Origin of the sequence: Corynebacterium riegelii (genome assembly GCF_001263755.1) — a bacterium.
In the GTDB taxonomy this organism is placed as follows: domain Bacteria; phylum Actinomycetota; class Actinomycetes; order Mycobacteriales; family Mycobacteriaceae; genus Corynebacterium; species Corynebacterium riegelii.
The window spans coordinates 1,477,891-1,491,866 of record NZ_CP012342.1; the positions used below are offsets into that span (position 1 = coordinate 1,477,891).

A 13,976-nucleotide genomic window follows, 5' to 3' on the forward strand; every position below is an offset into this window, starting at 1 on the left:
AGATGATCCAACGACACACGATTTTCCAGAACTCACTCATGACTGCCCTGCTAGACGGCATCTATGACGGCGAGATGACCATCGGCGATATTTTGAGCAAAGGCAACTTCGGCCTTGGCACCTTCGATGCGCTCGATGGGGAGATGCTGATTTTAGACGGTGTGTGCCACCAGCTAACCTCCGACGGCAAAGCGCGTATTGCGGATTTGGATCAGCGCACGCCGTTTACCGTGGTCACCAACTTCGTGCCGCGCATTCGTGTCGACGCCCCACGTGGCATGCGCCGCGCCGAACTTTCAGAGTTTGTTGATTCGCTAGAGCCCAGCCGCAACTACTTCTACGCTGTGCGGATTACTGGTCGGTTTGCTGAGGTGGTTACGCGTACCGTCGCAAAGCAGGAAAAGCCCTATCGCCCCATGTCGGAGGCGGTTGGAGACGACACGGAGCACCACTTCACCAACATCAGCGGCACCATCGGTGGTTTCCGCACCCCAAGCTATGCAAAAGGCATCGGTATCCCGGGCTGCCATGTGCATTTTCTTGATGACGCCCACGAGAAAGGCGGCCACGTCCTTGACTACACCATTGACAAGGCAATTATTGAACTGTGCCCCGGCACCGACATGGAACTCCACCTGCCGGTCACCGCGGCGTTCCAAGGCGGCAACCTCTCGCCGGAGGACCTGGATGAGCAGCTGCACACCACGGAAATTAAGGACTAGCTACAGAGAGTTGATCAGCTTCTCCACCTGGCGGGCTTTACCAACCTGATCAAAACGGATCGGGCGTGGAAACCCGTACACCGCCAGGTTCAAGCCTCCGTCTGCCCGGCGCGCCGAGTGGATTTGGGAGTGCGGGATGGAATCGACCTTGCCGGTACGCCCGCGGGCGAGCACCCTGCGGTCGGTGACCACGAAGCGGCGACGGCGCCCCCGAATCACCGGCAGGCCGAAGCGCCAAAAGCCTAAGACCAGCCACAGGATGACCATGGCGTTGCGCGCCACTAAAGGGACTGTGGCGGTGACATCCATCCAGCCGATGGCGATCCAGCAGATACCCGTGATCAAAATCAGCTCAAGCAGGGGGAAGATCAGGTCGCTGACGGGCGCAGTGACGTCAGCAAGGACCACTTCATCCTCGCTTACCTTGAACTGCACCTGTTTGTGCGCCTGTCGTGCCACGCGGGTAGATGTTACTAGCTGGCCGCGTTAGCTGGTTGGCCGCAGGTGGTGCACGTCCCCAACGGCGAAGGCGGTGCCGTTGATAATCACTTCGCCTTCATCATTGACACCGTCGACGGTGCCAACCACTTCACCGTCGTGAAGCTCGATGCGCACCGGCTGGCCGATGGTGGAGCACACCTTGCGGTAATCCTCCAGCAGCTGCGGGTCGCGCTGCGTCCACTGCTGGAAGCGACGTCCCATGGCGTTCAGTACTGCAATGGTGAACTCATCAAAATCAACGTCGATGCCCTCCAGGTTCAGTGCGGTTGCCATATCTGTGGGAAGTTCGTCTGCCTGCATGTTCAGGTTGATGCCAATGCCCACAACCACCTTCGGAAAATCCAGGCCCGACAAAATGCCGGCAATCTTCTTGCCCTTAATCTGCACGTCGTTCGGCCACTTCAGCTTTGCTTGCGGCAACACGTCGGTCACCGCCACACCCGGTGCAATGGACAGCAACCCGAATGCCGGCGCGGGGTCCGGGACCTCTAACACCATGCTCATGGCCAGCTGGGCTCCTTTCGGGGAAACCCAGTGGCGGCCAAGCCGGCCTTTGCCGTCCGTCTGCTCGTCTGCAATCAGCACGCTGCCAGGTGTGCCGCGATCCAGCATGTCCGCGTTGGTGGAGCCGGTAGTTTCGACCCACTGCACGTCAGTCCAATACTGCGACACTGCTTCCTGGATTCGCTGGAGGTTGTTCACGCTCATGGTTTCCAAGCCTACGACGCGCCGCCGCGCTAGTGCCTACACCTGATGCCTATACCCAGGTGCGGAACACCGAGATGTTCGGGATGGACAGCACCTCAAGTGCGTCTTCGCCCAGCTCGGGACCCAAATCGATGGGGCTGAACTTGTCCACGTCGGGCAGCCCGGTTTCCTCGAAATCCGCCTGCGTCTGCTCATCCAAAACGGCCACGAAGCGCGCGCCCGGAAGGACATTCAAGCCGGCTACCAGCGGCTCCTGCAGTTGTGTGTCAAGCTTTTCGTTCCACACGCGCGGCATCAGCTCACGGATGTCACGCGGCAACCAAGCTTCAATGGCGTGGACGGTGTAAATCACATCATCACTGCCAAGGTCCTCATTCAGCGTTGCGGCGAGCTTGGCCAGGTACTTCGGCATCACCCACTCGTCGCTGAACAACGACACGGTAATCAGGCTGCTGTAGAGCGCATCAATCACAGTGCGGCGATATACCCCGTCTGCCAAGAAGCGGTCCTGGCGTGCCAGTCGGCAAAGCTGCTTGGCGTGCGCCAGATGGGTGTAGAACTCCACAGGCGTGCTGCCACGACGCTCTACAAGCTGCATCTGGGCGGCACTGGTCAGCGTACGCAGGAGGTGGAAGGCAGGACGGTCAGTGTGAAACTTGCAGGTGACAAACTGGTCATCCATGATGCGTCGCACCATGGCGCGTGTATCAAGCGTGCCGTCTGGGAACATCGGCACAGGCAGCACGGTGCGCCCGGTGAGCTGGTATTCATCAGCTGGCAAGTCCTCATCATCCACCATGAGCACGCTGACTGCCTCATGGTCAGGTGTTAAGGTGCGCTGGAAATCCTCCGCGCTTTGACGGTCATCCACCACTACGCGGCGCTGCGTAAAACCAGGGCCCGCATAACGCTGCGGCATCCAGGACTCGATTTGCTCACACAGCCCCTCAAGAGGCTCAAGCACGAAGTTGCCTGCCAGTTCCTCACCGTAGCGCGCCATCAGGTATGCCTGGGTAAAACGCGGGTCCCACGCCTGCAGCACCTCAAGGTTGGATGCTGCGTGCCAGAAGTAACGCATCGCCTCCTTCGGACGTGAATCCACCGCCGCACGCGCCAGGTCCAGTACCTGGAACGTGTCTGCCAGCACCACGTAGGCATCCAGCGATTCATCGCGCGTGTCTTCCTCCGGCTGGTACTCAGTCGCAACGTTTGCCAGGTGCGTGAGCAAGGCACGGGTGGCATCCATCTGTGCTTCCGTCAGGTACTGGGTGCCGCGCGGGCTGATTTCAACTTCTGCGTGCAGCTTCGTGCCGTGGATGGTGGTGTCGAAGGAAAGTACTTCGCTCTGTCGCTCTGCTTGGTTCATAAGGACCTCCTTTGTCCAAAATGTTGTTCCCCGGTGTTGGGATTTCAGTGTAAAAGGCGTACCCCACACACCTTCTCAAATTCCAGAACACTTGTTCCCAAAACCGGGTACGATCATGCCTATGCAGATCCCTTCCAACACCCTCATTCCGCTGTTCGTCAGCTCCGGTGTGCTCCATTTCCTCAAGCCCGAGCCCTTCGACAGCATTGTCCCGCCGCAGCTTCCAGGACCCGCACGCAACTACACATACGCCTCCGGAGCCGCCGAATTGCTCGCCGCGGTGCTGCTCGCCTCCCCAGCACTTGGCCCGCGCAGCAACCCGGATCACGTACGCAGGTCAGCGGCAATGCGTCGCGCCGGCGGATACATGTCCGCCGCGCTACTGACGGCGGTGTGGCCTGCAAATTTCTACATGAGCTGGAAGTGGCGCAAGAAGCCCTGGTACCAGCAAGCGGCCGGTATTGCTCGCCTTCCGCTGCAGATCCCGCTCATCCAGGCTGCGTGTCGTGTGACACGGCCATCTCGCCCTGATTAGGCACAGGCAGTTGTGGCACTAAACTAGGTCCCCATGACTTCCAAACCCGATTTGACCACCACCGCCGGTCGCATCCAGGATTTGCGCGATCGCCTCGCCGAGGCGCAGGTCCCTGCCGGTCAGGAGGCGATCGATGCCGTGCGCGAAAACGGCAGTGCCACCGCCCGCGAGCGCGTTGAGTTGCTGCTGGATAGCGGCACGTTTGTGGAGACTGACGCGCTGGCCCGCCACCGGATCGAGGCCTACAAGATGTACCGCACCAAGCCCGCCACCGATGGCGTGGTCACTGGTTACGGTCTTGTGCATGGCCGTCGCGTGTTCGTGTTTTCCCAGGACAGTTCGCTTTTCGACGGTGCGATGGGCGAAGTCTACGCCGAAAAAATCCTGAAACTCTACGAGTTGGCAACGAAGACCGGCGTGCCGGTCATCGGCATCTATGACTCGATTGGCCCGCGTTTCCAGGAGGGCATTGTTACTGCCCACATGCAGGCGAAGATTTTGCGTGCAGCCGCCCAGGCGTCGGGTCTGGTGCCGCAGATCGCCGTGGTAGCAGGTGATACAGCATCCCTTCCGGCAACCACGGTGCCGCTGGCAGATTTCGTGGTCCAGGTGGCTGGCGCTTCCTTCGATGGCGGCGAGGCACACTTGACTGTGGACACGGACGCTGCGGCAATTGCCCAGGTGCGCGACCTGCTGGCTTTCCTGCCACTGAACAACGTTGCCGCTTCCCCGCTGGGCACGGAAGCGGAGAAGGCTTCCGAGCTGGACCTGGACACGTTCATGCCAGACGATGACTCCCAGGACTATGACGTCCGCGAGATCATCAACGCGGTCACGGACGGTGATTTCTTCGAGCTCGGCGCGCAGACGGCTGGCAGCGTGCTCACTGGCTTGGCGCACATCGGTGGCCGTGCCGTTGGCGTTGTGGCCACCCAGCCGCAGGTTGATGGTGGCACGCTCACGGGTGCCGCGGCGCGCAAGGCGGCGCGTTTCATCCGTACCTGCGACGGCTTCAACCTGCCGCTGGTGCAGTTCGTGGACTGCGCGGATGCCGTTATCCCCGCTGGCGAGGATGCTCCTCTCAGCGGCGCGGCAGCGCTGGCCTACGCGTTCGCGGAGGCCCAGGTGGGCACGGTGACTGTGATTACCCGCAAGGCGCTGGGCACTGCGTATGCGCTGCTTGGTTCGAAGGGCTTGGGCGCTGATTTGGTGTTTGCGTGGCCAACTGCGCAGATCGCGCTGGCGGATGCCGCGACAGCTGCCGAGGCTATTGGTACCGACGTCGCCGAGTACGAGGCCGAAAACCTCAACCCCTACGTTGCTACCGAGCGTGGTCTTGTAGATGCGGTGATTGAGCCCTCCCAGACCCGCACCCAAGTGCTTGAGGGCCTGCGCCTGTTGGAGCGCAAGGTTGTCTACCCGCCGGTGAAGAAGCACGGCAACATGCCGCTGTAGGAGGGTTTTGCAATGGATATTGAGGTTCTAAAGGGCAATCCCACTGAAGACGAGCTGGCTGCCTTGGTGCAGGTGCTGCAGGAGCTGAAGGCGAAGAACTCAGCTGCCGCTCCTGCGGACGCGAACGGTTGGGGCGCTCCTGCCCCGCGCAATTACCGCGGCCCGCTGTTTAACCCGCACGCGTTTCATAGCGCGGTGTATTTCTAGATGCGGTTGGTGCTGGCGTCGCAGTCACCGTCGCGACGCATGCTGCTCGAGCAAGGTGGGGTCCGCCCCGTTCTTCGCCCGGCCAACATTGATGAGGACGCGCTGATCGCTCAGCTTTCCGACGATGAACCGCACGACATCGTCAGCGCCCTCGCCCGCGCAAAGGCGGAGACGGTTGCACCGGAGTTTCCGGAAGATGTGGTCATTGGGTGTGACTCCATGCTGCTTTTAGACGGCACGCTGCTAGGCAAACCGCACACCCCCGAGCGAGCGATTGAGCGCTGGAAAGCGCAGCGCGGCAAAACCGCACACCTGTTGACGGGCCACGCAGTATGTTTCCGCGGCGAGTGGGTGGTGGACACGGTCTCCACCGCGATTCGTTTCGGCGAGGTGTCCGACGCCGACATCGCCGCCTACGCCCACTCCGGCCAACCGCTGGGCTGCGCGGGCGCGTTTACCTTGGAGGCGCTCGGCAGCTGGTTCATCGACTCCATCGACGGCGACCCAACCAGCGTCATCGGCCTATCAATGCCGCTGCTGCGCAAGTGTTTGTACCGCTTCGGGCTGGACGCCTCGGATTTCTGGGACTGATTTCTGGGAGTCCTAGTAGCCGCTCTCTTTGAGGAACTCGTCCAGGACATCGAGCTTGCCGGGACGCCCGTCTATGTTCATCCGCAGCCATCCAGCGATTGTGTTGATCGGGTTGCGCTCGCTCGACGGCAGGCTTAAGTCCAAATCCTCAGATCCAAAGAGGGCTTCATAAACTTCACGACGCTCTTCGTCATCATCCGCATCAATCGTGATGGCCAGACGCAGCGGCAGATCACCGCGGGAACGCCGGTTCACATCAGCGCCACCAGCAACCAAACGCTTCGCCAACGCGCCGTCGCCCTTGCCTAGGCGCTCATTGCCGCCAAGCAGCAGCGCAAGCGTGCTGTTGCCATACTCCACCGACGCGGCGTCTGCTCCCCTGTCCAACATGTCGTTTGCAATCTTGGCGCGGGCTTCGGGGTCGGGGTTAATCAGTCCCTCACGAAGCATCGCAGTCACATCATCTGTTTCAGGATCAAAAACGTCCATGAATTCTTCATACGTGCCGGTTCGTGCGGTATACATTGCGCTTGCCATCGGGACTCCTTTGCAACAGTTCAGGTTGAAACCGGGCAGGTAGGCCCCACTATAAAGTCGCTAACCTCAATACGCCCTTGCCGTCAGCTGGCAATCTGCCGTCAAAAAGAACCAGCAAAAAGGGCCCGACCACACGGCCGGGCCCATCACGCTTGGGGCGTTAGTGAGCTACTAGGCGTCAGAATCTGCCTTGTCCGCCTTGTCCTGCTCAAACTCAACAAGCTGGGAAGTGTTCTGCGCGGTCTTCACGGTGGCCACGTAGAACTCCAGGCTCAGGCGCGCGCCAACCGTAGCAAACAGTGCCGCCGCAGTACCCACGATCAAGTACACGATCAGGCCCAGGAAGCCTTCGCCAACACCCTCGCTGAAGCCGATGAGGGAAGCGATCAGACCAGCCGCCCAGGCCAGTGCGATGAGACCCAGGAAGATAGCGTAAATAACCTTGGCAAAGTCAATGGTGATGAAGCGGCTGAAGGAGAAGTCGAACAGGGCTTGGAAGAAGCCGTCGCCAGGCTTCTTGCGGCCATTGTTGCTCGACGGCACACCGTACTGACCCTGCGGACCGTACCCCTGCGGGTAGCCGCCCTGCGGGTAACCAGCGCCGTACTGCGCCTGCTGGAAATCACCCTGACCGTACTGGCCCTGCTGCTGGTAGCCGTATTGACCAAACTGGCCCTGCGGTTGAGCCTGCGCCTGGTACTGCTGCTGGGAGTAATCGTGCTGCTGGTGCTCACCCTGGCCGTACTGTGCGTCACCGTACTGGGACTGGCCGTAACCACCCTGACCGTAACCGCCCTGGGAGCCGCCTTGGCCGTACTGGTTTTCGCCGTACGGGGTGTAACCACCCTGGCCATACTGCGGCTGCGAAGAGGACTGGGAGGAGTCAGCGGACTGGGACGGGGTGCCCCACTCAGACGCAGCGGAGTCAGCGCTGCTGGACGTGGTGCCGGAGGTGCTGCCGAACTCAGTTGTCTGCTCGCTGGAGGTCTCCGGAGTCGGCTCGGCGGTGAAATCCGGCTTGTCGTTCTGGTCGTCTGCACCATTCGGGTTGTACGGGTTGGACATGACTCTCCTTAATCGTTGAAAAGTTTTCGGTCCCCCACTTTAGACGCCTCTGTCTGCCTTTGCGCGGTAACGTAGGGCCATGGAATTCAACGATATGCTCGCTCCCCCGCCAGTCCACTTGCCTGAAGACCCGGCTCACGGTAACGATTTGCTGGATGATGCAACGGCAATCGCCCACCCTGACTCCCCCGCTGTGTGGGCGGCTCGCGCCGAGCGTGAACTGGCCGAGGGCAACCAGATTGTTGCCTACGCCTACGCGCGCACCGGCTACCACCGCTCGCTTGACCGCCTGCGCGCCAACGGCTGGAAGGGCTGGGGTCCGGTCCCGGCATCGCACGAGGCAAACCAGCCGGTATTAAAGGCGATTGCGATGTTGGCGTTGGCATCCAAGGCTATTGGCGATGACGCGGAATACGATCGCTGCCGCCAGATGCTTTCAGACGCTGACCCGGCAAGCGTAGCGACGCTTCTAGACAGCCCCGAGGCGTAAAGATGACAGCCAGCACCCGCACAGGGATTGTCTGCGCTGCACTGATCCTGCCGCTGGCACTCGCCGCGTGCGGCGCAGACAGTACCGGACAGCCCGAGCAGCGCAGCTCCACGGAGGCGATCTTCACCTCCGTCGGCGCAGCACCGGAAGCGGCACCCGAAACACCAACCGTGACAGAGGTCATCACCACAACCTCAACCCAGGCGCCGCCGGAAACCAGCACACCGCCGGACGACACCTGCGCGGACCTTCCGAAGGACCCTCGCAAGCAGTACGAGACCGGCACCGCACCGGGCCGGATGCCTGCGGCCGATGGCAGTGATTACAATTTCTGGATCGACAACATTGAAAACCACTACGACCCATGCGCGCCACTGTCCTGGATCGTCTTCGACGGCCAACTTGGCGACGTCAACGGGCCTGCGGGTACCGCCGGTTCCATTACCGACGGTGTTGCGTTCTACTCCTACGGCAAGCCGCAGATAGACATGCACATCTTCGGCCGCGTGGACTCCATCCAACTCGTCGAAGACAAGGTGCTGGAATTTACCTGGAGCGAACGTACTCGCTCCACTGCCGAAGGGTTCACCGCCCAATACACCGTGCGTATTCAAACCCAAAGCGGCGGCATCGCCGCCACCGAAGGCAACGTGGCCGAGTTCTACCAACGGTGGAGCGACCGAAGCGGGTTCTACATGCTCGGCACCTACGACTAAAAACCACCCCGGCCACCGTGATTGGTGGCGGGGGTGGTGGGGGACGCATTAGACGTCGGCAAGCAGAAAGCCCTTAGGCGTGCTTTGCCTCCACGCGGCCGATTGCCTCTTCTGCAACCATCTCCTGGATGCCCATGTCCAGCTCAGAGGTGAAGCCGACGCAAGAGCAGTTGATCTCGCCGAGAACGTAGGTGTCCTCGCCGGTCTCGTCGTCATCCGCAAGCATGAAGTCCGCGGTCCAGATCAACGGAATGTTGTCGCCACCAAGGTTCTCAGCGATGACCGGGCGAGCGTCGGCGAACATGTCAACCAGCTCCTGCCACTCCTCCGGCTTCTGGTAGGTGTACTTCGCACCAGAGAACAGGGTTGCAGAGAACGCGTCGCCGCCCTCAGCCGGCTTCTTGTGCACAACAAACACCGGGTGCGGGCCAACCAGCAGAATGCGGATCTCACCCTCGACGATGCGCGGCATGAAACGCATGTCAACCAGCATGCCGTTGTCGCCCACGATGTACTGCTCACAGAACTCCATGAACTCGCCCAGCTCGCGCTCCTCGGTGTGGTTGTCCACAGCCTCGGTGCAGCGCAGCTTCGTGTCCAGCGGCAGAGCGGTACCTGGCTCCACGGAAGCGGCAAGCTCCGGATCCGCCAGGCGCACGCGCCAGATGCCGGAACCGGTGGAGCCACGGTTCTGCTTCAGCACACGCTCGCCGTAGGACAGGGAGGTTGGGAAGGTGTTCTTGAACGTCTCCACGTCGTAGTACGCGGCGGTGTCAGACGGGACCAGGTCCGTCTTGTTCAGCTTCACCAGGGCGTCCTTCGCGCCGTAGGAGATCATCTCCTCCGGGGTGGACATGCCAATCAGGCCAGCCTCAGACAGTCGGGTCAGCAGGTCAAAGTAGCCCTTCTCGCCGCCCGGGATGTTGCCCGGGTTCACACGGGAGATGTACGCATCAAAGTTCTCGGAAACGTACTTGAACAGGTCCTCGGACCACTCAGGGCGGAAGAAGACAACCTCAGCGTGCCAGCCCTTGTCCTTGATCGCATTGACAATCGGCATGGTGTCCTTGCGGTGGCCGTCAATGTACTTGTCGGAGCCGCCCTCGACCTCAAAAACTACAATTGCCTTCTTCACTACGTTCCCCTTCGGAGTAGATCAACATGTTTCATGTATGACCTTATTGCGCCCAAGGTGTATTAGCCGACTTAGTACGGCATTTAGTGTTTAACTTCACACCACCCCGCTACCCGCATTAATAAGGGTTAGATCTTACCAATTTTTCCCATCTTGGGCCCGTTGCTTCTTGCACAAAGGTAGGGTTTGGCGTAACAGCATTTTTACAGCATTTTTTCGTTCGCGCGAGCTTCGCCCAAGCCGCTCCAGTTCGCCCGAGGAGGACCCCAACGTGGGAATTGAACTAGACACAAGCCCCCAGTTTCAGCAGTTTTCAAACCCCGAGAAATTTGTTTCGCCGGCGTGGCTTTCCGCACGCCTGGGAATGGACGGGTTGAAGGTTGTTGAAAGTGATGCGGACGCATACCTTTACGACATTGGCCATATCCCAGGTGCGATGCGCATCGATTTCACCCGGGACCTGAATGATCCGTTGATTCGTGACATTTTGGACGCTGAGGCGTTTGCCAAGCTCATGGAGCAGCGTGGCATCTCCCGTGATGACACGGTGGTTATCTACGGTGATCGCGCGAACTGGTGGGCGGCATACACGGCTTGGGTGTTTGAGATTTACGGCCACCCAGACGTGCGCTTGCTTGACGGTGGCCGTGACGCCTGGATGGGCGAAGAGCGCGACACGTCGTTCGTGGTGCCGGAATGCACCCCGTCCACCTACCCTGTTCCGGAGCGCAACGACGGTCCGGTGCGCACCTTTGCGGCGGACCTGTTGGGTGGGGTTGAGGGCATCCAGCTTATCGACGCTCGCGTGAAGGAACTCTACGACGGCTCCAACATGACCGAGCGCACCTTCCGCCACGGCCACATCCCGGGTGCCGTGAATGTGCCGTGGGGCCGTTCGGTATTTCCCAACTCACTGTTCCGTGCGCGTAAGGACATCGAGGCGATTTATAAGGACTTCGACCCGAAGAAAAAGACCGTGGTGTACTGCCAAAGCGGTGAGAGTTCTGCGCACACGTGGTTTGTGTTGAAGCACATCCTGGGCTTTGAGGACATCTCGTTGTATGACGGCTCTTGGGTGGAATGGGGCAACATGGTACGCGTGCCCGTGGCCAAGGCGTAGCCTTTGGGCGATATGATTGGTAGTTCTAACTGCTAAGAAATGAAACGGAAGATGCGTGTCTACCGATCTAACTAAGGTGCTAACGAAAGTCCTGATTGCTAACCGCGGCGAAATCGCCGTGCGTGTTATTCGTGCTGCAAAAGATGCAGGTATTGCGTCTGTAGCCGTCTACGCGGAGCCCGATACGGATGCCCCGTTTGTTGCCTTGGCCGATGAGGCGTTTGCCCTCGGCGGCACTACTGCGGCGGAGTCCTACCTGGATATGGACAAGATCTTGCAGGCCGCCGCGGACTCCGGGGCGGATGCGATCCACCCGGGTTACGGCTTTTTGTCTGAGAACGCCGAGTTTGCCCAGAAGGTTATTGACGCTGGTCTGACATGGATTGGCCCCTCGCCGGAGTCTATCGCTGCACTGGGCGACAAGGTGACTGCGCGCCAGATTGCGCAGCGTGCGAATGCGCCGATGGCGCCGGGCACGAAGGACCCGGTTGCCAGTGCCGATGAGGTTGTGGCCTTTGCGGATGAGCACGGCCTGCCCGTGGCTATTAAGGCCGCGTTTGGCGGCGGCGGCCGCGGCATGAAGGTGGCCTACACCCGCGAGGAAATTCCGGAGCTGTTTGAGTCCGCAACGCGTGAGGCCACTGCAGCGTTTGGTCGTGGTGAGTGCTTCGTGGAGCGCTACCTGGACAAAGCCCGCCACGTTGAGGCCCAGGTGTTGGCGGATACACACGGCAACGTTGTGGTGATGGGCACACGTGATTGTTCGCTGCAGCGCCGCTTCCAGAAGCTCATTGAGGAGGCGCCGGCGCCGTTTTTGACTGATGAGCAGCGCGAGCGCATCCACGAGTCCGCCAAGGCCATTTGCCGCGAGGCCGGCTACTACGGCGCGGGCACGGTGGAGTACCTCGTTGCCGCTGACGGCCTGGTGTCCTTCCTTGAGGTCAACACCCGACTACAGGTGGAGCACCCGGTTACGGAGGCCACCACTGGTGTTGACTTGGTGCGTGAGCAGTTCCGCATCGCCGCTGGCGAGAAGCTGCGTTTTACGGAGGATCCAACGCCTCGCGGTCATGCCATTGAGTTCCGCATTAACGGTGAGGACGCTGCGGAGAATTTCATGCCCGCACCGGGCACGATCACCACGTACGCGGAGCCGGCTGGCCCGGGTGTGCGTGTGGATTCAGGCGTGCGTGCCGGTTCCGTGGTTGGCGGCCAGTTTGACTCCATGATAGCCAAGCTGATTGTTTACGGCGAGGACCGCACCCAGGCCATTGAGCGCGCTCGCCGCGCCTTGGACGAGTACATCGTCGGTGGCATTCCTACAGTGATTCCGTTCCATCGGGCCATGCTTGAGAACGACGCGTTTACCGCACCTAACGACAACTTCACCGTCTACACCCGCTGGATTGAAGAGGAATGGTCGGGCGAGCTCGCCCCGACCGAGAACCTGGATCTTGGCGAGGATCTTGAAGAGCCCGGCGAGAAGCAGCGCTTTGCCGTTGAGGTTGATGGGCGTCGTATTGAGGTGGCGCTGCCGGCGTCGCTAGTAGTGGGCAACGGGCGCAAGAAGCGTCGCCGCGCCGCTGGCGCCAAAGTTGCCGCCTCTGGCGATGCGGTTGCTTCCCCGATGCAGGGCACCGTGATCAAGCTCAACGTGGCCGAGGGCGACGAAGTTGCTGAAGGCGACGTAGTTGTGGTGCTTGAGGCGATGAAGATGGAGAACCCGGTCAAGGCACACAAGTCTGGCACCGTGACCGCCCTTGCTGTTGAGGCTGGTGCCCAGGTGAACAAGGGCGCCGCCCTCATGGAGCTGAAGTAGCGCTCTCTCCGGGCTGGATCTCCGGGCTGGCTCTCCGGGCCGGATCAAACAGCTAGAACGGCAGCTGGATGTTTGCCACCTGGGCAAACGTCGGCAGCGCCAGGCCAAGCACGACGGTGATGGCGATGAGCACCATCGCAATCGTCTCCGGGTTGCTTGAGCCGCCAGTGGCGCCCCCTGCCGGTGTGGACGCTCCACCCTTTGGCACCACAACTGGGGTTTTCACCGAAATAACGTTGGTGCCGTCTTTCTCATAGAAGTCTGCGATCATCCGCATTTCTTCATCCGAAGAAGGCGCTTCGGCGTCCTCAGTAATAGATGCCCGAAGCGCTACGAGCTGATCCTGCTCCGAGGTACTCACAATGTTCTGGCCTGCAAGCACACCGAGGAAGCCGCCGCCTTCGCGCCACACGGGCGCACCGGAATCACCAGGACGCGCGCCCGTGTTTTCCCAGTAAATGTTGCCACCGATCGTGCCTATGAAGTCGCCGCAGCGGGTGGTCTGCGTTGTAGCGCCGGCGAAGCAAATCTTGTCGCCGGATTTCAGCTCATCGATGTCCGTCCTTGCGTTACCAGAAAGCGGGTTGCCCTCCAACCGGACGCCGCGATTGAACAGGATCAATGCCCAGTCATTGCCAGTGTGTTCCGGGTTGTACTTCCCTGAACGCACCGTTGCCCCAACCAGCACCCACTGGTCGCCGGACTTGACGTAGACCTTCTCAGTGCGGTTTTTGCCACAGTGACCAGCGGTGTAGCCGGCCGGACCCGACGGGCTTTGCTCAATGTAGCCAAGCGTGCACTGGGAGGACTCCCCCACCCTGATTCGATCGCCTTGGCGCACGGTGACTGCTTCGATACCTGTGTCAGCGTGCGCGGCGGGCACTGTTGCCACCGTCGTCACCGCTGCAGTCATCATCGCAGACGCTACTGCTAGAGCCACCGTTTTTTGCTGCATGATGCAAAACCCTACAACCCCGCCGCCGCCTCAACCAATACGACGCAATACGAT

The 13,976-nt window shown here is 60.6% G+C and carries 16 protein-coding genes; 9 read left to right on the top strand and 7 right to left on the bottom strand.

The window, feature by feature from the left end:
- Positions 1-2 precede the first annotated feature (2 nt).
- Positions 3-722 carry an acetolactate decarboxylase gene (gene budA, locus AK829_RS07200; protein WP_052206437.1) on the top strand — a complete coding sequence of 240 codons (720 nt, stop codon included), beginning with the start codon at positions 3-5 and terminating at the stop codon, positions 720-722.
- On the opposite strand, the gene AK829_RS07205 is transcribed toward budA, so the two are convergent.
- From AK829_RS07205 to AK829_RS07215, 3 genes are read right to left on the bottom strand one after another with little or no spacing between them, the layout of a single operon-like run.
- On the bottom strand, positions 723-1,181 hold the full coding sequence (locus AK829_RS07205; protein WP_232305686.1) for a hypothetical protein: 459 nt from the start codon (positions 1,179-1,181) through the stop codon (positions 723-725).
- 27 nt (positions 1,182-1,208) lie between these two features.
- Positions 1,209-1,931 carry a biotin--[acetyl-CoA-carboxylase] ligase gene (locus AK829_RS07210; RefSeq protein WP_052205249.1) on the bottom strand — a complete coding sequence of 241 codons (723 nt, stop codon included), beginning with the start codon at positions 1,929-1,931 and terminating at the stop codon, positions 1,209-1,211.
- 49 nt (positions 1,932-1,980) lie between these two features.
- Entirely contained in the window at positions 1,981-3,297 is a 1,317-nt protein-coding gene (locus AK829_RS07215) for a hypothetical protein (RefSeq protein ID WP_052205250.1), read from the bottom strand.
- Between the two features lie 121 nt (positions 3,298-3,418).
- On the opposite strand from AK829_RS07215, the gene AK829_RS07220 reads away from it, so the two are divergent.
- From AK829_RS07220 to AK829_RS07235, 4 genes are read left to right on the top strand one after another with little or no spacing between them, the layout of a single operon-like run.
- The gene (locus tag AK829_RS07220) at positions 3,419-3,832 is read left to right on the top strand and encodes a DoxX family protein (protein ID WP_052206438.1); all 414 of its coding nucleotides are present in this window, start codon (positions 3,419-3,421) and stop codon (positions 3,830-3,832) included.
- A 33-nt stretch (positions 3,833-3,865) separates the two neighbouring features.
- Positions 3,866-5,287: an acyl-CoA carboxylase subunit beta gene (locus AK829_RS07225; protein WP_052205251.1), complete on the top strand. Its 1,422-nt coding sequence runs from the start codon at positions 3,866-3,868 to the stop codon at positions 5,285-5,287.
- Between the two features lie 12 nt (positions 5,288-5,299).
- Positions 5,300-5,494, top strand: a complete 195-nt coding sequence (locus tag AK829_RS07230; protein ID WP_052205252.1) for an acyl-CoA carboxylase subunit epsilon — start codon at positions 5,300-5,302, stop codon at positions 5,492-5,494.
- A complete protein-coding gene (locus AK829_RS07235) occupies positions 5,495-6,085 on the top strand; it encodes a Maf family protein (RefSeq protein WP_052205253.1) in 591 nt (196 codons plus the stop codon).
- Positions 6,086-6,097: 12 nt separating this feature from the next.
- Here AK829_RS07235 and AK829_RS07240 read toward each other — a convergent pair whose 3' ends face one another.
- Together AK829_RS07240 and AK829_RS07245 are read right to left on the bottom strand one after the other, a co-directional pair.
- Complete coding sequence (locus AK829_RS07240) at positions 6,098-6,622, bottom strand: hypothetical protein (protein WP_052205254.1); 525 nt, start codon at positions 6,620-6,622, stop codon at positions 6,098-6,100.
- Between the two features lie 171 nt (positions 6,623-6,793).
- Positions 6,794-7,687 carry a DUF4282 domain-containing protein gene (locus tag AK829_RS07245; RefSeq protein WP_052205255.1) on the bottom strand — a complete coding sequence of 298 codons (894 nt, stop codon included), beginning with the start codon at positions 7,685-7,687 and terminating at the stop codon, positions 6,794-6,796.
- A 79-nt stretch (positions 7,688-7,766) separates the two neighbouring features.
- On the opposite strand from AK829_RS07245, the gene AK829_RS07250 reads away from it, so the two are divergent.
- Together AK829_RS07250 and AK829_RS07255 are read left to right on the top strand one after the other, a co-directional pair.
- On the top strand, positions 7,767-8,177 hold the full coding sequence (locus AK829_RS07250; RefSeq protein WP_052205256.1) for a DUF3151 domain-containing protein: 411 nt from the start codon (positions 7,767-7,769) through the stop codon (positions 8,175-8,177).
- Positions 8,178-8,179: 2 nt separating this feature from the next.
- Complete coding sequence (locus tag AK829_RS07255) at positions 8,180-8,893, top strand: RAD23 family protein (protein WP_052205257.1); 714 nt, start codon at positions 8,180-8,182, stop codon at positions 8,891-8,893.
- 73 nt (positions 8,894-8,966) lie between these two features.
- On the opposite strand, the gene AK829_RS07260 is transcribed toward AK829_RS07255, so the two are convergent.
- On the bottom strand, positions 8,967-10,028 hold the full coding sequence (locus tag AK829_RS07260; RefSeq protein ID WP_052205258.1) for a Cj0069 family protein: 1,062 nt from the start codon (positions 10,026-10,028) through the stop codon (positions 8,967-8,969).
- A gap of 271 nt (positions 10,029-10,299) precedes the next feature.
- On the opposite strand from AK829_RS07260, the gene AK829_RS07265 reads away from it, so the two are divergent.
- Both AK829_RS07265 and AK829_RS07270 read left to right on the top strand, forming a co-directional pair.
- Positions 10,300-11,148 (top strand): sulfurtransferase, encoded by an 849-nt coding sequence (locus tag AK829_RS07265; protein ID WP_052205259.1) that lies wholly within the window; start codon positions 10,300-10,302, stop codon positions 11,146-11,148.
- 55 nt (positions 11,149-11,203) lie between these two features.
- On the top strand, positions 11,204-12,967 hold the full coding sequence (locus AK829_RS07270; protein ID WP_052205260.1) for an acetyl/propionyl/methylcrotonyl-CoA carboxylase subunit alpha: 1,764 nt from the start codon (positions 11,204-11,206) through the stop codon (positions 12,965-12,967).
- 52 nt (positions 12,968-13,019) lie between these two features.
- Here AK829_RS07270 and AK829_RS07275 read toward each other — a convergent pair whose 3' ends face one another.
- Entirely contained in the window at positions 13,020-13,922 is a 903-nt protein-coding gene (locus AK829_RS07275) for a chymotrypsin family serine protease (RefSeq protein WP_157045321.1), read from the bottom strand.
- Positions 13,923-13,976: the final 54 nt, after the last annotated feature.